This window comes from Vibrio sp. QJM3NY_39, assembly GCF_057785895.1.
This window is the reverse complement of the sequence record NZ_CM173505.1, coordinates 2,998,782-3,021,045: the sequence shown is the minus strand read 5'-3', so window position 1 is coordinate 3,021,045 and position 22,264 is coordinate 2,998,782. Positions and strand designations below refer to the sequence as shown.

At 43.8% G+C, this 22,264-nt stretch carries 18 protein-coding genes and 1 pseudogene; 12 read left to right on the top strand and 7 right to left on the bottom strand.

Going from position 1 to position 22,264, the window contains the following annotated elements; translation table 11 throughout:
• Nucleotides 1-7 precede the first annotated feature (7 nt).
• Nucleotides 8-1,468 (bottom strand): tyrosine-type recombinase/integrase, encoded by a 1,461-nt coding sequence (locus tag AC3CHU_RS13455; protein WP_488524727.1) that lies wholly within the window; start codon nucleotides 1,466-1,468, stop codon nucleotides 8-10.
• A 187-nt stretch (nucleotides 1,469-1,655) separates the two neighbouring features.
• Here AC3CHU_RS13455 and AC3CHU_RS13450 point away from each other — a divergent pair.
• From AC3CHU_RS13450 to AC3CHU_RS13440, 3 genes and pseudogenes are all read left to right on the top strand, one after another.
• Nucleotides 1,656-2,069: pseudogene (locus AC3CHU_RS13450) on the top strand (thymidylate synthase); the annotation flags it as partial.
• A gap of 132 nt (nucleotides 2,070-2,201) precedes the next feature.
• Nucleotides 2,202-3,596: a winged helix-turn-helix domain-containing protein gene (locus AC3CHU_RS13445; protein WP_146457892.1), complete on the top strand. Its 1,395-nt coding sequence runs from the start codon at nucleotides 2,202-2,204 to the stop codon at nucleotides 3,594-3,596.
• A 217-nt stretch (nucleotides 3,597-3,813) separates the two neighbouring features.
• A complete protein-coding gene (locus tag AC3CHU_RS13440; protein WP_488524726.1) occupies nucleotides 3,814-4,290 on the top strand; it encodes a hypothetical protein in 477 nt (158 codons plus the stop codon).
• Between the two features lie 336 nt (nucleotides 4,291-4,626).
• On the opposite strand, the gene AC3CHU_RS13435 is transcribed toward AC3CHU_RS13440, so the two are convergent.
• The gene (locus AC3CHU_RS13435; protein WP_004735026.1) at nucleotides 4,627-5,772 is read right to left on the bottom strand and encodes a Na/Pi symporter; all 1,146 of its coding nucleotides are present in this window, start codon (nucleotides 5,770-5,772) and stop codon (nucleotides 4,627-4,629) included.
• Between the two features lie 389 nt (nucleotides 5,773-6,161).
• On the opposite strand from AC3CHU_RS13435, the gene nhaR reads away from it, so the two are divergent.
• Both nhaR and AC3CHU_RS13425 read left to right on the top strand, forming a co-directional pair.
• Nucleotides 6,162-7,052: a transcriptional activator NhaR gene (nhaR, locus tag AC3CHU_RS13430; RefSeq protein WP_017072875.1), complete on the top strand. Its 891-nt coding sequence runs from the start codon at nucleotides 6,162-6,164 to the stop codon at nucleotides 7,050-7,052.
• A 100-nt stretch (nucleotides 7,053-7,152) separates the two neighbouring features.
• Nucleotides 7,153-7,446, top strand: a complete 294-nt coding sequence (locus tag AC3CHU_RS13425; protein ID WP_004735028.1) for an ArsR/SmtB family transcription factor — start codon at nucleotides 7,153-7,155, stop codon at nucleotides 7,444-7,446.
• Nucleotides 7,447-7,764: 318 nt separating this feature from the next.
• Here the strand turns inward: AC3CHU_RS13425 and rpsT are convergent, their stop codons facing one another.
• On the bottom strand, nucleotides 7,765-8,025 hold the full coding sequence (gene rpsT, locus AC3CHU_RS13420; RefSeq protein ID WP_012603273.1) for a 30S ribosomal protein S20: 261 nt from the start codon (nucleotides 8,023-8,025) through the stop codon (nucleotides 7,765-7,767).
• 251 nt (nucleotides 8,026-8,276) lie between these two features.
• Here rpsT and murJ point away from each other — a divergent pair, with 251 nt between their 5' ends.
• The 6 genes from murJ (at nucleotide 8,277) to ispH (ending at nucleotide 16,187) form a co-directional block, all read left to right on the top strand.
• Nucleotides 8,277-9,839: a murein biosynthesis integral membrane protein MurJ gene (murJ, locus tag AC3CHU_RS13415; RefSeq protein WP_065207270.1), complete on the top strand. Its 1,563-nt coding sequence runs from the start codon at nucleotides 8,277-8,279 to the stop codon at nucleotides 9,837-9,839.
• Between the two features lie 70 nt (nucleotides 9,840-9,909).
• Nucleotides 9,910-10,845 (top strand): bifunctional riboflavin kinase/FAD synthetase, encoded by a 936-nt coding sequence (gene ribF / locus AC3CHU_RS13410; RefSeq protein WP_017077722.1) that lies wholly within the window; start codon nucleotides 9,910-9,912, stop codon nucleotides 10,843-10,845.
• A gap of 63 nt (nucleotides 10,846-10,908) precedes the next feature.
• A complete protein-coding gene (gene ileS, locus AC3CHU_RS13405) occupies nucleotides 10,909-13,767 on the top strand; it encodes an isoleucine--tRNA ligase (RefSeq protein ID WP_488524725.1) in 2,859 nt (952 codons plus the stop codon).
• 160 nt (nucleotides 13,768-13,927) lie between these two features.
• Complete coding sequence (lspA, locus tag AC3CHU_RS13400; RefSeq protein WP_004735054.1) at nucleotides 13,928-14,428, top strand: signal peptidase II; 501 nt, start codon at nucleotides 13,928-13,930, stop codon at nucleotides 14,426-14,428.
• Nucleotides 14,429-14,622: 194 nt separating this feature from the next.
• Nucleotides 14,623-15,054 (top strand): FKBP-type peptidyl-prolyl cis-trans isomerase, encoded by a 432-nt coding sequence (fkpB, locus tag AC3CHU_RS13395; protein WP_012603277.1) that lies wholly within the window; start codon nucleotides 14,623-14,625, stop codon nucleotides 15,052-15,054.
• A 176-nt stretch (nucleotides 15,055-15,230) separates the two neighbouring features.
• Nucleotides 15,231-16,187, top strand: coding sequence for a 4-hydroxy-3-methylbut-2-enyl diphosphate reductase (gene ispH, locus AC3CHU_RS13390; RefSeq protein ID WP_054548384.1), 957 nt, complete (start codon nucleotides 15,231-15,233; stop codon nucleotides 16,185-16,187).
• Nucleotides 16,188-16,344: 157 nt separating this feature from the next.
• Here the strand turns inward: ispH and btsR are convergent, their stop codons facing one another.
• The 3 genes from btsR to AC3CHU_RS13375 form a co-directional block, all read right to left on the bottom strand.
• Nucleotides 16,345-17,076, bottom strand: a complete 732-nt coding sequence (gene btsR / locus AC3CHU_RS13385; protein ID WP_004735051.1) for a two-component system response regulator BtsR — start codon at nucleotides 17,074-17,076, stop codon at nucleotides 16,345-16,347.
• A 105-nt stretch (nucleotides 17,077-17,181) separates the two neighbouring features.
• The gene (locus AC3CHU_RS13380) at nucleotides 17,182-18,852 is read right to left on the bottom strand and encodes a LytS/YhcK type 5TM receptor domain-containing protein (protein WP_488524724.1); all 1,671 of its coding nucleotides are present in this window, start codon (nucleotides 18,850-18,852) and stop codon (nucleotides 17,182-17,184) included.
• Nucleotides 18,853-19,136: 284 nt separating this feature from the next.
• Nucleotides 19,137-20,627 carry a carbon starvation CstA family protein gene (locus AC3CHU_RS13375; protein ID WP_017077728.1) on the bottom strand — a complete coding sequence of 497 codons (1,491 nt, stop codon included), beginning with the start codon at nucleotides 20,625-20,627 and terminating at the stop codon, nucleotides 19,137-19,139.
• Between the two features lie 252 nt (nucleotides 20,628-20,879).
• Between AC3CHU_RS13375 and AC3CHU_RS13370 the strand changes: the two genes are divergently transcribed.
• Nucleotides 20,880-21,230, top strand: coding sequence for a DUF2799 domain-containing protein (locus AC3CHU_RS13370; RefSeq protein ID WP_017091341.1), 351 nt, complete (start codon nucleotides 20,880-20,882; stop codon nucleotides 21,228-21,230).
• 108 nt (nucleotides 21,231-21,338) lie between these two features.
• Here the strand turns inward: AC3CHU_RS13370 and murQ are convergent, their stop codons facing one another.
• A complete protein-coding gene (gene murQ / locus AC3CHU_RS13365) occupies nucleotides 21,339-22,259 on the bottom strand; it encodes an N-acetylmuramic acid 6-phosphate etherase (protein WP_428785683.1) in 921 nt (306 codons plus the stop codon).
• Nucleotides 22,260-22,264 lie beyond the last annotated feature (5 nt).

Sequence of the window (22,264 nt, the reverse complement as noted above, 5' to 3'; positions counted from 1 at the left end):
GTAGTATCTACCTTTGTATTAACATTGTGTCGATTTCTCCGCCAGTCAACCATGAAACCTTCCATGAATTTGGTAGTTTTGTAATTGCTGGGTTATTTTCGAATCTCTGCTGAATTTGCATCCTCTCTTCAACATCTGTATCGATTCTTTTTTCGAGTTTTGCCCTGTCTTGAGCATCTTGTAAGACTTGGCGAGCTTTTTCTGGTGATATGTGGGTGTAAATAGCAGTAGATGAGAGTTGTTTATGTCCCATATATTTGCGGATCATTAACAAATCCATCTCTAAAACGTCTGCACAGTAAAAACCATAATGATGTCTCAGACTATGTCCTCTACGCCCATCCAAATTGATACCATACTTTTTCTCTAGTCTTTTACATGCTCTATTTATGGCTTTGCGCATTGACCTCTTAGTCATTGGGTCGCCATTGTTGTTAATAAAGTAATATGGATGGTGTGAATACTGACCTCTCGCTTCACTCATATACTGTATGTGTAAGGTCAACAGGTATCTCTCAACCTCTTCTCTAATAAACCACATGGAAGAAGTTTCAGTTTGTTCGTCGTCATACTTTATGCCCTTCCACCCAGCGCTCGATGAAAGCGCACCCAGATTAATTCTTGGCTTAAGTCCGTACATTGTTTTAAGAAGCTCGCCACGAGTACCAGTGCGTTTCTTCCCCGTATTACAAAGCCAAGACATACTAGAGGTCTCTGGATGGGCAAGAGTTACACTCAATCTACCATTAACAGGTTCAACATCATTTACGAGAATTTGGAGAATCTCACACTGCCGCCTGCCACCATAAGCTGCCATTAACAAGATGATCTTATCGCGTACGTTTGTTGTCTCTTCGATAAGAAGTGGTACGTATTCTGGAGGGAAATACTTGACTACTGTCGTGCCAGATTTAGACCTTCTATGACCTCTTTTCGTTTCTGTATGCGCTGCTCTTGTACTGTTGGATTTTCTTTTGATATGAAATAGGAGACTGGTCTTCAGATGGGAACTGTATTCATAAGAGCGACTGATTGAGTCTTCAAGATCTCTTTCTTCCGCAGGGAGAAGCCTTCTTTCGTTTTTCAAGCCAAAAACAAATCGACAGAACTGTTTTGTAGTGTTTTTACAATATGTATAGTCGGCTGTTTTTGCAGATTTCCAGCCTAAAACAGAGCCTTTATCAAAAGCGTTCAAAAAGTCTTCAATAAGCATCTCCCAGTCATTGGTATTTTTTGTACTGGGTTTTGCAACTAGATAGTAATAGTCAAAAAGCAAACCAATGTAATGAACATCCTTGCTAATAGTCGCATAGGAGGCATGACCTTCTTTTTGAAGATAACGTGCATACCTAGCAACAATGAATGAGGCATGCGGCTCAATACTCTCAAGAAATAGGATTAGCGCAGGCATAGTTTCGTAGTCTGGTGCGGAAATCCCTAAATGAATAACTGTATGTATCGTGTTCATAGTTTAATACGCGCATCAGGCTGATTAAAAAAGCATCTATTGATGTTAGGACACATTAAGTAGTAGTACAACTAGTAGGGGGTATTGAGCGTAGAAATGATTGTTCAAAGGCTCATCTTTGTCGTTATTTTAGGAATCTATAAGATCAAAAAAGATGCCACTAGTAGTAAGGTGTAGGGGGTAATAATATAACCCAGGTGAGTTCCACATGGGTTGTTTGCGTCCGTGTATGTATAGCCACCACTTCTCTCTGCTTGGTGACACTTTGTACCTAAACAGTACTCAGCGCTCTTGTGATGTTCCATTAGGCCTGAACTTCAACATGGTGCAAGTGTATGTGTTCCTAGCAATCATGGCACAAATCACTGGTAAGAAAGCCGGTGTGGCTTACCACAAGCTGGTTAATGCACATATCTACGAAGATCAACTCGCACCTATGCGTGATATCCAGTTGAAGCGTGAGCCTTTAGCTGGGCCAACATTCCATATCAATCCTGAGATTAAGTCTTTAGAAGATTTGGAAACGTGGGTGACGATGGATGACTTCTGGGTTGAAGGCTACGAATGCCACGAAGCGATTAAGTACCCATTCTCGGTTTAATCTAATCTGCTTTGATTGACTGATTGATCGAAAGGCTGCCTCTGCGCAGCCTTTTTTATTTCTGATGCTTGGCTTGCTTACCATTCGTAAAACCAATAATCTTGAGTGGTCTTTTCTAACCACAGAACTACTATGACTCGCTCGCATTGCTTTGTATTGCAACACGACTTTCCTATTGCTTTCTACCCTGATAAAAACCAGTTGGTGATTGATAGTGAAGAGATTCATTTAGAGCCACTACAAGCAAGGCTGCTCAGCTATTTCATCGAGAAGCGCGGGCAAGTGGTTAGTACGCAGCAGATAGCTGCTGATGTGTGGCAAAGAACTCAAGTGTCTGACAACTTGGTCAGACAGGTCATCAGTTTATTGCGCAGTCAGCTTCTGGATAAAGCACGTCCGTATCGCATCATTCAAACCATTCCTAAGCAAGGTTATCTGTTTGATATTGAGATAATTCAGCCTAGCGTTGAGACTACTCCTGCAGAAGATATACTCCCACCTGAAACTAAAGTTGTTGTTTCTAAGCCCAAAAATAAAACTATCGCCTTTATTACAACCGCTGTATTAGCGTTCGGTTTGATCGCAATTTTGGCATGGAAAAGCGATGTCCCAACCAATGACACTGTGGGTATTGCCGCTAATCAAAGTAATATGATTCCCGTTTATATCCATGATATTACGCTCGATTCTGCGGACGATTATGAGATGTCGGAAAGTGTATACAACTATCTTTTCTATGGATTGAATTCGGCTAAAAACTTATCGGGTTACCACTTCTCTCAGCTATCGAAACAGGGCAAGCAATCACTTGCCAATAATGGTGTCGAACTTAAAGGTTGGCTCAAGAAAAAGGGCGGTGACTATGTACTGAGCGTGCTGATACAAAACAACCGCCAGCCCAATCAAAGCCAGAAAGTGGAAAAGAGCTTTAGCCAAGACAACTTCTTTGATGCTATTGGGGATGTGATTCTTGAGATTAAAGCCATAATTGCCCCTATGAGTTCAGAATACGGCGTAGTCAGTCATCGAGTGACCGCTATTGATAACTACGATGATTGGAAGGTTATTTCAGAGGGGATATCGCTTTTCTACCAAGGCAAAGGTGGACAGCCATTTGCAGAGATCGCACTTCAGTTGGATACGATTCAACAGCAAGGAAGAGACAATTATCTGGTCAATGCCTTATTGTCGTATTCGGAATCTTTGGCTTATTTGCAAAGTCATGAGCAAGAAGATCGCGAACATGCACTGCAACTGGCAAAGCAAGCCTTTGAGATGAATCCGCGTTGTGATATTGCCAACCTTACCTTGGGTCTTGCACTGTTAATCAACCAACATGCTAATCAAGCTTTCCCTTACCTTTTTTATGCTGCCGAAAGTACACCGAGCCCAATCAGTTTTTATCTACTTAGTGTGGCTGACAAGCTGTCGGATAACCCCGAAGGTTCGCAATACAACTATCAGCGCTATACCGAAGTGAAAAAAGAGTATAATGGCCAACTGTTTGATCTTATTGAATCTTTATAAAAAACAAACCTTTCCTAAACCACATAATTCTCTTTGAAGTGAAGACGTTGAGTTACCGCTAATAGTAACGGCTCTTCCGCAAGGTTTTCTTGTGCCGACAGGCTTCTCAACATGTTTGATTATTGTTTGGATTCAGGCTCGATTGCCTTGCATCAAGCGTAAAAATATCGACTTCCACATACTGGTAACCAAATCATTAATTATTTGGGGTACACACATGTTGAAGAAGTTTGCTGTTCAGATCATTCCAATTCAGATCTTCTTATTCGTCTTTTGGTTCAAAAATGGCTTTATCGATAAAGTGATGGGCGTTGTGCTTGTCTTTATTACGCCCGATACCGCTTATTCAGGTGACACTTGGGCTGGCTGGAAAGGCTATATTGTAGGAACTTGGGATAAGAGCCAAATCGGTCATGCTCTACTGAGTCCAACATTCGATTTTATGTTCCCGATTCTGATTGCTTTGCAATGTGTGCCGTTTTTACTGGTTATCCGTTCGGTACTTGCAGGTGAGTTCATGGTGGGTAAAGAGCGTCCGTGGTTGCTCTATGCTGCTTTCGCTTCTTTGTTTGTGACTGCTTGTATGGCTTTCACTCAAACCATCACTGGCGCAAGCGACGGGCAGTATTTATGGCAATTTATCGGCTTTGGCATGGTCGCCATTATGTATCTGCGTAATGAGCAAGGTAAGTAAGCGTTTTTTAGATGCGAATAAACGGGATGTGAGATACGAAGGGTAGCTAGATACGAGTAAACGAGATGCGGGATACGAAGAACGTGTTTAGATTTGAGTCAGTAAGATACGAAATATCAAAACGCAGATAATGAGAGGCAGTCGCTTTTCGTTATTCGTTTACCCGAATATCGTATCTGCTTTTAGCTCTTCGTTACTCGTTCACTCGCATCCCGTATCTGCTTTTTGCTTCCCTCATCTGCTCTTAAAAAGAAAAAGCCCGCAACCTAGGAGGTTGCGGGCTTTGTTATAAGCGATGTGTCTTGTTAGCGGTTAAGCTATCTAATTATTTAGCGATTAAGCCGTCAGTGCTAACACGGTACCAGGCAGTACAAGGAATACCGCAATAAGGTAACCAGCCACTACAGATTTATTCTTCACAGCCATGTCAGAAATAATATCAGCGGCTTTTACTGGTAGTTCACGTAGGAACGGAATACCAAAGATGAATACCGTTGCCATGATGTTGAACACCAAGTGTACTAGAGCAATCTGCAGTGCGAATACTGCGAACTCACCAGATACTGCTGTCGCTGCTAATAGCGCGGTAATACACGTACCGATGTTTGCACCCAGAGTGAATGGGTAAACGTCACGTACTTTAAGAACACCTGAACCTACTAGTGGAACCATCAAGCTTGTTGTCGTAGAAGAAGACTGAACAAGGATAGTAACGATAGAGCCAGAAGCGATACCGTGGATAGGACCACGACCAATTGCATTCTTTAGAATCTCACGAGCACGGCCCACCATCAGGCTCTTCATTAGCTTACCCATTACCGTGATAGCTACGAAGATAGTCGCGATACCTAGAACGATAAGCATGATACCGCCAACAGTGTCGCCAAATGTCGATAGTGGCTCTTTAATCGCACTGACTACTGGTTTAGTGATTGGCTTGATGAAGTTAAGACCACCCATGCTCATATCACCTGTTGCTAGCATCGGTGATACTAACCAGTGAGAAATCTTCTCTAGAATACCAAACGCCATCTCTAGTGGTAGGAAGATAGCAACAGCTAATAGGTTAAAGAAGTCGTGAATCGTCGCACTTGCGAATGCACGTTTGAACTCATCTTTACAACGAACATGACCAAGGCTAACTAGCGTATTGGTTACTGTAGTACCAATGTTCGCACCCATGATCATAGGGATTGCTAGCTCAACAGGTAAACCACCTGCCACAAGGCCAACGATAATTGAAGTAACTGTACTTGATGATTGAATAAGTGCTGTTGCCACTAAACCAATCATTAAGCCTGCAACTGGGTGTGAAGCAAATTCGAAAAGAACCTTTGCTTGCTCGCCTGTTGCCCATTTGAAGCCTGTACCAACCATTGAAACTGAAAGTAATAGTAGGTAAAGCATGAATGCCAAGTTAGCCCAGCGTAGCCAACGAGTTGTGCTCGAGATAGGCGCTGCTGCAGTAGTAGCTTGGTTCATAATGTTTTCTCCATTGGACCGTTTAAGTCTGTGTTTGGTCTGTTTGTTTAATCTGAGCGTGATGTTAGAGGGGAAATATTTCAGTAATATTACATTTTGGTGTAGGTAAGACTTTTTTGTGATGATTTGCTGTTTAAATATTTTAATAGCAAATGTTGGTGATTTAAGTGACTGTTTTAGATGATCTTTATTGGTGATTTTAATGAGTGATATAGATCTTAAAAGTTAGAAAAAAATTGAAAATAATCGCCTTAATATTACATTATGAAATCACACACTTCGATAAAATAAGTGGTAATGGGTGTTTAGGTTAGGTTTTTCCGAGTTTGTTGAGTGGGAGTGTCATATTTGGTATAACAGGGTATCGACTCTTTCATTACGGCACATCTATGTCGCACCTCAACTATAACCACCTTTATTACTTCTGGATGGTTTGCAAACAAGGTTCTGTCACTAAAGCTGCAGAAGCTCTATTTTTAACACCACAAACGGTAACAGGTCAGATAAAAGCGTTAGAAGAGCGTATGGATGGCAAGTTAACTAAGCGGAATGGGCGCAGCGTTGAGCCGACTGAGCTGGGTCAGTTGGTATTTAAGTATTCAGACCGTATGTTTGGTTTGAGTTATGAAATGCTGGATATTGTGAATTACAGCCAACACTCAAATATTTTGTTTGATGTTGGCGTTGCGGATGCTCTGTCCAAAAGGCTCGTCAGCAAAGTTCTGATGTCGACCATCCCTTCAGATAACAGTATTCATTTACGCTGCTTTGAATCTACCCATGAAATGCTTTTGGAACAACTCTCTCAACATAAGCTTGATATGATCTTATCTGATTGTCCTGTTGATTCTAGCCAAAGCCCAGGCTTGTTTAGTAAAAAACTAGGCGAGAGTGGTATGAGTTTTTTCTGTTCAGGCAGTGTCGAAGACGTGAGTTTCCCCGCTGTATTAGAAGAAAGAAAACTGTTAATCCCGGGCAGCCGAACTTCTATGGGGCGTAAAGTTCTGCAATGGTTCGATAGACAAGGGCTTAAGCCTGATATTTTAGGTGAGTTTGATGATGCTGCATTGATGAAAGCCTTTGCTCGTTATCATCATGACGCCATTTTCTTAGCTCCCACACTCTATATGTCTGAAGTTGAAGAAGACACATCACTACAGTTGTTGGGTGGTATTGAAGAGTTAAAAGAGGAGTACTACGTCATATTTGCTGAGAGGATGATCCAACATCCAGCAGTAAAAAATGTATGTGACGCAGATTTTAGCAAATTGTTCGAGTGAGATTGTTTGTTAATGAATTGATATCGATTATCATAACCCTACCATATGCCGGAAATACTGATAGCCCGTAGTTGGCGTAAAGGTTGTAGGGAGCCAAACTATGAACTTAAAAGAGATGGAGAAGAACTCAGCACAAGCTGTGATTCTACTCAAAGCCATGGCCAACGAGCGTCGCTTACAGATCTTGTGCCTATTACATGGTACTGAGCTGTCGGTTGGGGAGTTGTGTGGTAAGTTGGAACTGAGTCAGTCTGCTTTATCTCAACACCTTGCGTGGTTGAGAAGAGATGGTTTGGTCGAAACTCGCAAAGAAGCTCAAACTGTGTATTACACATTGAGCAGTGAAGAAGTAAAAGCGATGATTAACCTACTGCATGGTATTTACTGCAAGTAGCTTATTGCTGGTAGGAGGGGGATTTCTTATCAGTGATAGAATGACACAAGGAAGTGTCAGTATTTCATGTCGAATGTTAGTGCCTATCTATTTACCTACCTACCTATTTATCTATTTTCTTGTCTGTTTTTTATATGCTTAGTTGTCTATCGGTCAGCGATATATCTTGTAGTAAGCTGGTATCTGTCGGCAAACCACGTGCTTTTAAGTAAGCTAAGTAATGTTCAGTAAGAAAAATCGCTGTGTTACTCAAAATTTAGATATAAAAAAACCGGCCGAGGCCGGTTTTTTTCGTTTTGCGTTGTAATCAAATTTCTATTAAAGAGCTTTGATTGCAGCAGCGAAACGAGACTTATGACGTGCAGCTTTATTCTTATGAATAAGGCCTTTAGTCGCCATGCGGTCTAGAAGAGGTGTAACTTCTACAAGAGCAGCAGTTGCAGCTTCTTTATTGCCAGCTTCAATAGCTGCAATAGTTTTTTTCATGTAAGTGCGCATCATAGAACGACGGCTAGCATTGTGCTGGCGACGTTTCTCAGCTTGGATAGCGCGCTTCTTAGCAGATTTACTGTTTGCCAAGGTCTAACTCCCAAAAACTTAGTTCGGTGACAATTTAAGGGCGAGGACTATCCCTCATAGGCGCTTAATTGTCAAATGATTTGTGCAAAAACCAATCTCAGCCAAAACAAATTTTGGTATGGAAAGGTCATCGCGGTTAAGATGGCGGGGATTCTAACAGCATTTTTAGACCAATGCTAATAATTATGCTTCTAAGGACAGGATAGTATTTATCCTTGCTTGAAAGTAATCAACCAGTGTCAGAGGTTTCTGTGAGTAAACGACTATTAAAGTCAGGCCTGATTGTCAGTGCAATGACTTTTGTTTCCCGTGTGTTGGGGCTAGTACGTGATGTAGTAGTAGCAAATTTGATGGGAGCAGGAGCGAGTGCCGACGTATTTTTCTTCGCTAATAAAATTCCTAATTTCTTACGTCGACTTTTTGCAGAAGGTGCGTTTTCTCAAGCGTTTGTTCCTGTATTAACAGAATATCACGCCGCAGGTGATAAAGATAAGACACGAGATTTAATTGCTAAAGTGTCGGGTACGCTCGGGGTTTTAGTGTCTATAGTGACCGTTATCGGAGTCTTGGGCTCGGGTGTGATCACTGCGATGTTTGGTGCAGGTTGGTTTATCGACTGGTTGAATGACGGCCCAGCAGCCCCTAAATTTGAGCTGGCGAGCTTTATGCTCAAGATTACCTTTCCTTATTTATGGTTTATTACCTTTGTTGCTTTATCTGGTGCCATTCTTAACACATTAGGTAAGTTTGCCGTCTCCTCTTTTACACCTGTTTTCTTGAACGTAATGATCATTGCTTGTGCTTGGTTTCTTGCTCCTAATTTAGAACAGCCTGAAATTGGCTTGGCAATCGGTGTGTTTCTTGGTGGTTTAGTCCAATTTCTTTTCCAAATGCCTTTCTTGATAAAAGCGGGTGTTCTGGTTAAGCCGAAGTGGGGCTGGAGAGATCCGGGCGTTGTAAAGATCCGCACGCTAATGATCCCAGCTCTGTTCGGTGTATCGGTCAGCCAAATTAACTTATTGTTTGATACCTTTATTGCTAGCTTCCTAGCGACCGGTTCGATCAGTTGGTTGTATTATTCAGACCGACTGCTTGAATTCCCACTAGGTCTATTCGGTATTGCGATTGCGACTGTCATTCTTCCTGCTTTGTCTCGTAAACACGTTGAAGCTCAAGGTGAAGGGTTTGCGCACACAATGGACTGGGGTGTGCGTATGGTGTTGCTGCTTGGCATTCCTGCGATGTTAGGCCTGATAGTGTTAGCTAAGCCGATGCTGATGGTGCTCTTCATGCGTGGTGAGTTTTCGCCACATGATGTACAGCAAGCATCAATGTCATTGGTTGCTTACGCATCGGGTTTGCTTAACTTCATGCTGATTAAAGTGTTAGCTCCGGGCTATTACTCTCGCCAAGATACTAAAACCCCTGTGAAGTACGGTATTATCGCCATGGTCACCAACATGGTGTTCAACGCGATTTTTGCGTATTTCTATGGTTATGTTGGTTTGGCGATAGCGACGGCATTGTCTGCCTTTGTGAATATGGCCTTGTTGTATCGTGGATTACATCTTGCTGGTGTGTATCAATTATCTAAGACAACCTTGTTGTTCAGTGCCAAATTGATTATCTCTGGCGTAGTGATGGTCGCGGCGATTTTATGGCAGTTGGATAATATGCAACATTGGCTTGAATGGAGCTTTAGCCAGAGAGCGCTGACATTAACAGGCTTGATTGGACTTGGTGGCTTTGTTTATATTGTTTCGGTACTGATTTTAGGTATCCGAGTAAAACATTTAAAAGCAGCGACAGATTAATACTGATTAGTATATAATCCGTCGGTTTCACACAATAAATGATGCAAATAACAGGTTTTAGCTGATCATAATGGAACTGATCCGAGGTATACACAATATTAAAGCGCAGCATCATGGCTGTGTATTAACCATAGGTAACTTCGATGGTGTTCATTTAGGACATCAAGAGGTTCTGAGTCAGGTTTCTAAACAAGCTGCAGCATTAGGGCTCCCTTCTGTTGTCATGACGTTTGAACCACAGCCTATGGAGCTGTTTGCCCGAGGTAAAGCGCCAGCACGTTTAACTCGCTTACGAGATAAATATGTGCAACTGAGTAAGCTAGATATCAGTCGGTTGTTGTGTGTGAATTTCAATCAGTATTTTGCAAGCTTATCCGCAGAAGCATTCATTAAGGATCTTTTGGTTGATAAGCTTGGTGTGAAATTCTTAGTGGTTGGTGACGATTTTTGCTTTGGCAAAGGTCGAACAGGTAATTTCGCGATGCTTAAAGAAGCGGGTGAAAAATATGGTTTTGAGGTGGTAAGCACCCAAAGCTATTGCTTAAATCAATTACGAGTAAGCAGTACTGAGATACGGAATGCACTAGCGGTCGATGATTTGGCTGCAAGTGCTACCATGTTAGGGCGTGACTACAGTATTAGTGGTCGTGTGTCTCATGGTCGTAAATTAGGGAGAACTATCGGTTTCCCTACCGCTAACATTCCATTAAAACGTTGTGTTTCTCCTGTATCGGGAGTGTATGTTGTTGAAGCATTGGATATCGACGGTGTTCCTGTCGGTGGCGTTGCTAATATTGGACAACGACCAACGGTTAATGGTGTAAGGCAGCAATTAGAAGTGCACTTTTTTGACTTTAAAGCCAATTTATATGGTAAACAGTTAGAAGTACGACTTTTGCACAAACTGCGCGACGAGATAAAATTTGAATCGTTCGACGCACTAAAGAATCAAATAGAATTGGATGCTGAAGCCGCAAGGGTGTGGCTGCTTCAGCTAAAGAATTAGTCGGATGATTCCACCGATTAACATAATGTCTAACTTCGCCCAATATAACGGAATTAAGAATCGATGAGTGATTATAAAGATACCCTGAACTTACCAGAAACAGGGTTCCCAATGCGTGGCAATCTGGCAAATCGTGAACCAGAAATGCTTAAGCGTTGGTACAAAGAAGACCTTTACGGTGAAATCCGTAAGGCAAAGAAAGGTAAAAAATCTTTCGTGCTGCATGATGGCCCTCCATACGCGAACGGCGACATTCACATTGGCCACGCGCTGAATAAGATTCTTAAAGACATTATTATCAAATCTAAGACCCTTTCTGGTTTTGATGCACCGTACATCCCAGGTTGGGACTGTCACGGTCTTCCAATCGAGTTAATGGTTGAGAAGAAGAAAGGTAAGCCTGGTCAGAAGATTTCGGCTGCTGAATTCCGCGAAGAGTGTCGTAAGTACGCTGCGGGCCAAGTTGAAGGTCAGAAAGAGAGCTTCAAACGTCTTGGTATCATGGGCGAGTGGGATAAACCTTACCGCACTATGGATTTCGGCACTGAAGCGAACATCATTCGTTCTCTAGGCAAAATCGCAGACAAAGGTCACCTTCTTAAAGGTTTCAAACCAGTTCACTGGTGTACTGACTGTGGTTCTGCTTTGGCTGAAGCTGAAGTTGAATATAAAGATAAAGTTTCTCCATCTATCGATGTGAAATTTACAGCAGCTGACGAAGCGGCGCTTCTAGAGAAATTTACTCTAGCTGAAGGTCACGCGGGTCAGGGCGAAATCTCTATCGTTATCTGGACGACAACACCTTGGACTCTGCCGGCTAACCGCGCAGTATGTCTACGTGATGATCTTGAGTACGTACTTATCCAAGTTGAAGCGAATGGCGAACAGCCAGCTCAACGTATCGTTGTTGCTTCTGAACTAGCAAAAGACGTAATGGATCGTACAGGTATCGAGCACTTCCATAACCTTGGTTTTGCGACTGGTGCTGATCTTGAGCTTTCTCAGTTCAATCACCCGTTCTACGACTTTACTGTTCCTGCTGTTCTTGGCGACCACGTTACAACGGATTCAGGTACTGGTGTGGTTCACACTGCGCCTGGTCATGGTCAAGAGGATTTCGTGGTTGGTAAGAAGTACGACCTAGAAATCGCTAACCCAGTAGGCTCAAACGGCGTTTACCTGCCAGATACTGAGCTATTTGCTGGTCAGCATGTATTCAAAGCGAACGATTCTGTTTTAGAAGTTCTAAAAGAGAAAGGTGCACTACTGCATCACCACGCTTACGAGCACAGCTACCCACACTGTTGGAGACACAAAACTCCAATCATCTTCCGTGCAACACCACAATGGTTCATCTCTATGGATCAAGCTGGCCTACGTGCAAAAGCACTAGAGTCAACGAAGAGTGTTGAATGGATGCCTGAATGGGGTCAAAGCCGTATCGAAGGTATGATCGAAGGTCGCCCTGAGTGGTGTATCTCTCGTCAACGTACTTGGGGTGTGCCAATTGCTCTGTTCGTTCATAAAGAAACATCAGAACTTCACCCAGATAGCCCAGCACTTATTGAAAAAGTAGCGAAGCTTGTGGAAGAAAAAGGCATTCAAGCTTGGTGGGATGTAGATGCTGCTGAACTAATGGGTGCTGAAGACGCTGACAAGTACGAGAAAGTACTTGATACGCTAGACGTATGGTTCGACTCAGGTGTAACGCACTTCTCTGTTGTGGATTCTCGTGAAGAGTACAACTTCCCGAATGAAGAAAGAACGCACAGTGCTGATCTTTACCTTGAAGGTTCTGACCAACACCGTGGCTGGTTCCAGTCATCTTTGATTTCATCTATCGCGATGAAAGACGAAGCACCATACAAGCAAGTGCTAACGCACGGTTTCGTGGTTGATGGTAACGGCCGTAAGATGTCTAAATCTATCGGTAACGTTGTTGCTCCTAAAGATGTAACGAACAAGCTAGGCGCAGATATTCTACGTCTATGGGTTGCTTCTACGGATTACACTAACGAAGTTGCGGTTTCTGACGAGATCCTTAAGCGTTCTGCTGATGCTTACCGTCGTATTCGTAACACGGCTCGTTTCTTCCTAGCGAACTTGAACGGTTTCAACCCTGAAACGGATCTAGTTCCTGCTGAAGAAATGGTCGCACTTGATCGCTGGGCTGTTGGCCGTGCTCAAGCTGCACAAGAAGAGATCGTTAAAGCATACGGTGAGTACAACACTCACGGTGTGACTCAACGTCTAATGCAGTTCTGTTCTATCGAAATGGGTTCTTTCTACCTAGACGTAATTAAAGACCGTCAGTACACAGCGAAACAGGGCAGCCATGCTCAACGTAGCTGTCAAACGGCGCTTTACTACATCGTAGAAGCTCTAGTTCGTTGGATGGCGCCTATCATGTCGTTCACTGCAGATGAAATCTGGAACGAGATGCCTGGCGAACGCGACACGTTTGTATTCACAGGCGAGTGGTTCGAAGGCCTATTTGGTCTTGCTGACGACGAAGAGCTAAGCAACGAATTCTGGACTGAAATCCAGTCAGTTCGTGGCGCAGTGAACAAGCTTCTTGAAGATGCTCGTAAAGAGAAAACGATCGGTGGTGCATTGCAGGCTGAAGTGACTCTATACGCTGACAACGCACTGGCTGCTAAAATCAACAAGCTAGAAGATGAGCTACGTTTCGTACTTATCACCTCTGCTGCTGTTGTTAAGCCGCTTAGCGACAAGTCTGATACGTCTCAAGCGACAGACGTTGCAGGCCTATACGTTGAAGTTGCAGCAACTGAAGCTGAGAAGTGTGACCGTTGCTGGCACCACACTCCAGATGTAGGCACAATCGAAGGTCACGAGAAAATTTGTGGTCGTTGTGTGTCGAACATCGACGGTGAAGGCGAAGTGCGTAAATACGCATAACGACTCAGAGAAAGACTGAACTTTTTGTAAAAATCATAGCCCCAGTATCAACTGGGGTTATTTTTAATTATAGGAAATGTGTTTAACCGAGTTGAGTGCTCATCATCCCTTAAACAGGATGATTAAATGGGTACTGGCTTCGTAAATACTAGGAATAGAAATGAGTGAAGTTTCGTTAAAACAATCTGGTGTGCGTTGGTTATGGCTGGCTCTGTTGGTCTTCCTTGCAGATATTGGCATCAAACTATTCGTTATGGACAATATGGGTTATGGCTGGGCAAACCGTATTGAGGTGTTACCATTCTTTAACTTTTTGTATGTCCATAACTATGGTGCAGCATTTAGCTTTCTGAGCGATCAGAGTGGCTGGCAACGTTGGTTGTTTACTGGTATCGCCTTTGCGGTAACGGGTATGCTGACATACTGGATGAGTAAACTACCTGCGGCAGAGAAGTGGAATAACATTGCTTATGCGATCATCATTGGTGGCGCTGTTGGTAACGTATTTGACCGAGTAGTACACGGCTTTGTTGTCGATTACTTAGATTTCTACTGGGGTACTTACCATTGGCCTGCATTCAACTTGGCTGATATGGGGATCTGTATCGGTGCTGCGATGATTATCTTAGATGGCTTTCGCAAGAAAGATGAAAGTAAATAGGCGACTCAGGCATTAATGAGTATTAAGTAAATCGCTTTTAAATAGATTGCCCTAAAGTCAGTCTATGACTCACAGAATAGAATAGCCCTAAGCGCTGTCGGTTGATTCCGACGGCGCTTTTTTTTATGCTTCAGTCAACAAGGAAGCAAAGCACAGCGCATCCTCAAATAATAAAGAAATCTAAGGAAAGTAACGTGGCAGCAATTAAAAATGATTCAGCAGTAACTCTACATTTTACGATTAAAATGAAGGATGGTTCAGTTGCCGATAGCACCGAAAATATGGGTAAGCCTGCGAAGTTCGTTATGGGTGATGGCAGCCTAAGTGAGAACTTTGAACAGTGCCTGATTGGTCTTGAAACGGGGACTGAAAAGTCTATCGAATTGAAGGCGCAAGACGCCTTTGGTATGCCAAATCCAGATCATATCCATCATATGGATCGTGCTAAGTTTGTTGGCGATTCTGAAGTCGAAGTTGGCACTATTATGGCTTTCTCAGGTCCTGATGGTATGGAAATCCCAGGTATTATCACTGAGATCGCGGGTGATTCAGTGACGGTTGATTTTAATCATCCATTAGCAGGCCAAGACGTTACGTTTGACGTCAACATCTTAGCAGTGGACTAACTATCTTAGCGTTAGAATCGCTATCTTAACTTTAGAATCGCTATCTTGACGGTTGAATAACATCACCTTACAGCTGTGATGTAACCCAGAGCTTCACTGTCTAGGCGCTTCACTGTAGAATGCGAGCCTCGCTGACAGCGAACTCTATAGAAGCAACCTTAGTACCGCGGTAAATGATGAGCAATGAAATGAAAATAATGTTAGCTAACCCTCGTGGCTTTTGTGCCGGTGTCGATCGTGCGATCAGTATTGTTGAGCGTGCACTCGAAATGTACCAGCCACCGATCTATGTTCGTCATGAAGTGGTACACAACCGCTTTGTTGTTGAAGGGCTCAAGCAGCGTGGTGCTATTTTTGTCGAAGAACTGAGTGAAGTGCCAGACGATAACATCGTAATTTTCTCTGCTCACGGTGTCTCTCAAGCGGTTCGTAAAGAAGCGAAAGAGCGTGAACTCACGGTATTTGATGCAACATGCCCATTGGTAACTAAAGTACATATGGAAGTTGCTCGTGCGAGCCGCAAGCATATGGAAGTAGTACTGATTGGTCACGCGGGTCACCCTGAAGTGGAAGGCACCATGGGTCAGTACGCTAGCAAAACCGGTGGAATGTACTTGGTTGAGAAACCAGAGGACGTACAGAACTTAGTGGTGAACGATCCGAGTAACTTGCATTACGTTAGCCAAACCACATTGTCCGTTGATGAAACTGCTGATGTGATTGAAGAGTTACGCCGTGTGTTCCCTGAGATCCAAGGCCCACGTAAAGACGACATCTGCTACGCGACTCAAAACCGTCAGGACGCAATTCGTGAGATGGCCGGTGATGTTGATGTGGTGATAGTTGTTGGTTCTAAGAACTCATCGAACTCAACTCGTTTAAAAGAGCTAGCTGAGAAGCTCGGTACGCCAGGTTATCTAACAGACTGCCCTGAAGACATTCAAACTGAATGGGTTGAAGGGAAAAAGAAAATCGGTGTAACAGCCGGTGCTTCTGCTCCTGAAGAGTTGGTAAACCAAATCTTAGATCGTATTCGTGAGCTGGGTGCTACCGAGGTTGAAGAGATTCAAGGTCGTGAAGAGAACATGTTCTTCGAAGTACCGAAAGAGCTGCAGATTAAGCAAGTCGACTAATCACTATTGATGTGTGACAAGATCGATTCGTAACTCTATCAATTCGCAAACACTATCGATTTGTAAACACTATTGATTTGTAAACAGCAGGAAGCCAACGTTGATGCGTTGGCTTTTTTGATCGTGCTTTGGAGCCGGTTGTCGAGTTTCTAACGGGTTACTGGAGACCGAGTAGCTCTTTCAGTGTCTTGAGGTAGCGGCGGCTGACAGGCACTTCAAAACCAGTCAGTGTGATGATCTCCGCTAATCCATTTTCCAACAGTTTGATCTCTTGGATTGATTTTATGTTGATCAAATATTGTCGATGACAACGGATCAAATCGGTTTTCTCCTCCAAGATCTTGAGCGTTAACTGTGAGGTCGCCGTTTGTGAGGAGCTACGAACATGCACACCACTGATATCCGAATAAGCGCACTCGACTGTTTGGCTTGCCATAATCACTATGCGGTTATGGCCGATACATGGGATCTGTTCTAAACGGCAAGGAGCAATGGCAGAGATGTCTTGTTCCGGCGCTTTGTGGTTCTGCTTGATGACCTTATTCAGACGACAAACACTCTTGTTTAATCGACAAGGTTCAACCGGCTTGAGTAGGTAGTCAAAAGCGTTATCTTCAAATGCCTGAATTGCATATTGGTCGTAGGCAGTGACGAATACCACGTAAGGCATGGTATCTGGATCAAGCATGCTTAACAGTTCAATCCCGGTAACCTGCGGCATTTGGATATCCAAATACACCACATCAGGCTTGAGCAGATTGATCTGTTTAAGTCCTTCGATCGCGTTACTTGCTTGGCCGATGATTTCCACTTCTCCGGTTTCGGTCAGTAGTTCAATCAGTTCTTCGCGAGCAAAAAGCTCATCATCGACAACTAATGCCTTTAACATCCTACAATCTTCATCTTGGTTCTATCCCTGCTTGATTCACGCTTATCTTTTAAATGTCGGCTTCTAAATGTTTCAACTCGGAGCGATTCGTCTCCGAAAATACCTTTATTTTAGTATAGGTATGATAAAGCTCATTCGAGTGAATTGCTGTGGTTGAGATTCTATTTTTAGTGCTGAATCTTGTCCAAAGAAATTAGTGAGTCGTTTATCAACAATTTCCATCCCTAAACCGACATGGTCTTGAGAAGGCTTTTGATAGTTGCCTGCATTGTCTTCAACGGTCAACTTGACCCCACCCTTGAAAGCCTCGCTATAGATCTTCACTTTGCCACCTTCCAGCATGTTAGAAATCCCATGTTTGATGGCATTTTCTACTAGCGGTTGTAGGGTAAAGCTTGGCAGTTGCGACTCGTACAGTTGTGGGTCGATATCCCATTCCACTTCTAATCGATCGGTAAAGCGTGCTTTCTCTATGGTTAGATACGCATTCACGTGTGCCAGTTCATCTTTGAGTTTTACAGTGTTGATGTTCTGCTTCAGGTTACTTCTAAAGAAGTGAGACAGATGCTGAATTAGCTCCCGAGCTTTATCTGGGTCGCGACGTGTCACGGCACTGATGGTGTTAAGCGCATTGAACAAGAAGTGTGGGTTCACTTGAGCGTGCAGCAGTTTTATTTCTGCTTGGGTAAGCAGCGTTTGCTGTTGTTGATAATTACTAAACAGGATCTGGCTCGACAATAGCTGAGCGATACCTTCCCCCATCGACATATTGATGGTCGAGAATAGTTTCAACTTTGGCTCATACAGTTTGATGGTCCCGATGACTTCGTTTCCTGCTCTTAACGGGATAATTAGCGCGGAGCCTAACTTACAATCCTGCGAAAGGGAGCATTGGTATGGATTCTCTTTGCCATCAAGGTAGATGATGTCGTTCTGCTCCATCGAAGTGAGCGTGCTCTGCGATGAAATAGGGGTGTTCGGAATATGGTGTTCATCACCAATCCCGATGAACGCTAGGATTTTTTCTCGGTCGGTGATCGCCACCGCACCAACGTTAGTCTCTTCGTAAATGATCCGCACGATTTTTTGCGCATTATCCGAATTGAATCCACCATGCAAAATACCCACTGAACGCTCGGCGATGGTTAATGCGCGGCGTGAGAAAGTTGCCGAATACTTCTCGAAGATGGTTTTCCGATCTTGGATGATGCTCATGAACAGCGCCGCACCCACTGAGTTAGCAATGATCATTGGCGCGGCAATATCAGAAACCAGAGCGTAGGACTGCTCGAATGGTTTCGCGACCGCTAACAGAATTAGCATCTGAATAATCTCTGCAAACAAGGTAACAGAGAAAACCACCAATGGATTAAACAGCTGGCTCGCTTTGTTCTTTCTGACGAGATAAACGTGCAATAGGCCGCCAATCAAGCCTTCAGCGGTGGTGGAAATAGCACAAGCCAAGTCTGTGAAGCCGCCTAATGAGTAACGGTGAATACCGCCAGTAAAGCCGACGGCAAAGCCAACGACAGGGCCGCCAAATAGACCACCCATGACCGCACCCATCGCGCGCGTATTGGCTATCGCGTCATTAATCTGTAGTCCAAAATAGGTGCCCATAATACAGAACAGAGAAAACAGAACATAACAGCTGACTTTATGACTTAAGCGTGAAGAGATGCTCAACAAAGGGAGAATCAGTGGAGTTTTACTTAGCATGTAAGCAATTACTAAGTAAACACAGGTTTGTTGCAGCAGAGAGAGAATGAGTTCCATATTTTCACCTATTGAGACGCTGGTTAAGTGTAAAGCTCATTGCGTGGTAACGGTAGCTTTGCTTGTGTTTTCGTTGGTTATATCGAGTGACGATTGCTTGTCAGGTGGAGATACCAATATTGATGTACTAATGCTGAGATACAGTAAAGCCCATCACAGAGGACGGGCTTTAGTCTTAATTTCCACGAATCACTGGGTGATTACGGGAGCAAGCGAAGTGTGTTTGGCTTGTTCTTTCGTCTCTCTATGAAGACGTGTCTCTTGTTCTCAAGAGTCTGAAAGAACTAGGCGGTTTTGGTGACGCCTTTTGCTTCTTTTTCTTCTTCATCAGCAAGGTCGATATCGCCTTTGCCTTTTGAAATTTTGATAACGTAAGCCGCAATTCCGAATGCACTCACTACGCCGATGATGGTTGAAAGCTGCATTGGTAGACCGAAGCCCAGTTGGCTGTTGTTCAGGATGAATGTGATACATACAGATGTCATGAACACAGCTGGAACCGTTGTTACCCAGTGCAGTTTATTGTGACGAAGTAGGTAAGCTGAAGCTGTCCATAGCATCATGACTGCTGTTGATTGGTTAGCAAAACCGAAGTAGCGCCAGATGATGCCGAAGTCTACTTGAGTCAGGATGCCACCGATAACGAACAGTGGTAGAGCCATCAGTAGGCGGTTACGCAGTGTCTTCTGTTCCATGTTGAAGTATTCAGCAAGGATAAGACGGCTTGAACGGAACGCTGTATCACCAGAAGTGATAGGTAGGATAACCACGCCAAGGAAAGCAAGGATACCGCCAAATACACCCAGTAGGCCAAATGAAGCGCTGTATACCACATTACCAGGGCCGCCGTTTGCAATCGCGTCAGACAAAGACTCAACTGAACCGAAGAATGACAGAGCAAGCGCACACCAGATTAGAGCGATGATGCCTTCACCAATCATTGCACCGTAGAATACGAAGCGACCATTTTTCTCGTTTTCCATGCAACGCGCCATTAGTGGAGACTGAGTTGCGTGGAAGCCAGAGATAGCACCACAAGCGATGGTGATGAATAGAGCTGGCCAAAGCGGTAGATCGTTAGGGTTCATGTTAGTGAACATGTCTTTCATCTCGAAGCCACCCATGATTTGGTGCTCGTCAGATAGACCAATCGCAGTGATTAGGCCAACAGACATAAAGATAAGCAGTGCACCGAACAGTGGGTAGAAGCGACCAATGATTTTATCGACAGGGACAATCGTTGCGATGATGTAGTAAGCAAAGATGATGACAACCATAGTGCTCGTAGACATTACGAAATCAGTTTGGTCGTTCACTAGGTTAGTGATCATGCCTGCTGGAGCAGAAACGAATACCACACCAACAAGAAGCAGTAGAACAATGGCAAAGATGTTCATAAAGTGTTTTGCGCCATTGCCTAGGTAACGTCCAGTGATGGTTGGAACCGAAGCGCCACCATTGCGGATAGATAACATACCTGAGAAGTAGTCGTGTACGGCACCTGCGAAGATACAACCTAGCACGATCCAAAGCATTGCTGCTGGGCCGTAAAGGGCACCCATGATAGGGCCGAAGATTGGACCTACACCTGCAATGTTAAGCAGTTGAACTAGGTAAACCTTTGGCGTCGACATTGGAACGAAGTCCACGCCGTCTTGCTTAGTATGAGCTGGTGTTTGACGCTTTTCATTGATACCGAAAATCTTCTCGATAAAGGCACCGTAAATAAAGTAGCCACCAATGAGTGCTGCAACACAGGTAAGAAACCACATCATAATTTGTTATCCCTGAATGTATTAATTAAGTCAGGGTGTATATTAAAGGAGTGTATGAGAAGAAACTTCCGCTATGAGAGTGAGTGGTCGAATAGCTAATTAAGTGGTGTTATAACTGATTGAGCGGTTTGTTCTCTTGCTGAAGAGGACAACAATAGACAATGAGTGGACATCAGTACGTGTTCAGCGGAGAATCGCCACAATGGCAGTGCTTCGTCAGGAAGTGGTGAAGTAACAATATAAAGGATTGAAATGAAAAAAATAATAGCACTATTCGCCGTGGCATTTAGCCTTGCAGGATGCAGCGCCAATGTTCAAGATTTAGCGGCCGAAGGCAATTGGCAAGAGATTGGCTATCGTGACGGGATCAAAGGTAACACTCAACGTTCTTACCAAGAGATGACTAAGCTTGGAACGGTAGACCAATCAAGCTACAGCAAAGGTTACTATCTAGGTGTTGCTGAATACTGCAACCCAAACCATGCTTATCAAATTGGCTTATCTGGCCAGGTTTATGAAGGCGTTTGTTCAGGTACGGAAGACGCTCAACGTTTCCGTATGGAATGGCAGCGCGGCTGGGATGAGTTTTCTAACGACTACTAAGCTCAAACTAGCGATTAGAAAATAAAAAGACCAGTGCCGCATGTGTACTGGTCTTTTGTATGTCGTTAAAGTAGCTGTCTAAATGAGAAGCTACAAACCAAATTAAGATTACTGATTATTCTCGACCGCTTTTCTCAAGAAACCATTTTGTTGATCAAGTTGAGCCTTAGCTGATTCTAACCCCAGCCCTGTCAGAATCATCAAAATAGACAGTTTTACATCATAATCGGTGGTTTTAAGTGTCGAAACTGCAAGGGCTTTATCACACTCCGTCGCTTGGATAACGATACGAGCAGCGCGGGCAACCAATTTTTCATTGGTTGCTTTTACGTCGACCATCAGATTTTGGTAGCTCTTACCGATACGAATCATGCTGGCAGTCGTTAGCATATTTAGCACTAATTTTTGCGCCGTACCTGATTTGAGGCGTGTTGAGCCAGTCAATGCTTCCGGGCCAACCACTGGGCTTATCGCGATTTGAGCAATCTCAGCAATCGGAGAGCCAGGGTTACAAGACAGCGCAACCGTCACCGCGCCAATCTGATTGGCGTAGTTTAGTGCACCAATTACGTAAGGTGTGCGGCCACTAGCCGCGATACCTACCACGACATCATTTTCTGAAAACTGAATTGCATTCAGATCTTCAATACCGAGAGTCAGCGAGTCTTCAGCGCCTTCTTTGGCTTTTAAAATCGCTTCGGGTCCGCCAGCGATGAGGCCGATAACCATCTTGTCTGAAACGCCAAAAGTCGGAGGGCATTCTGAGGCATCTAAAACACCTAGTCGGCCACTGGTGCCTGCACCCATATAAATCAGTCGACCACCGTTTTGAAAAGCGTGAGCGATCTTATCAACCGCTTTCGCTATCTGGGGCAGTTCCGCTTCGATCGCCAGTGGAACCTGTTTGTCTTGTTGGTTAATCTTTTCAACCACTTCGAGAGAGGTGAGCAGATCAATATCCATAGTGTCAGGGTTTCTCCCCTCCGAAACGAGGTGCGAGAGCGCTGATATGAGAGCGTCGTTACTCATAATGA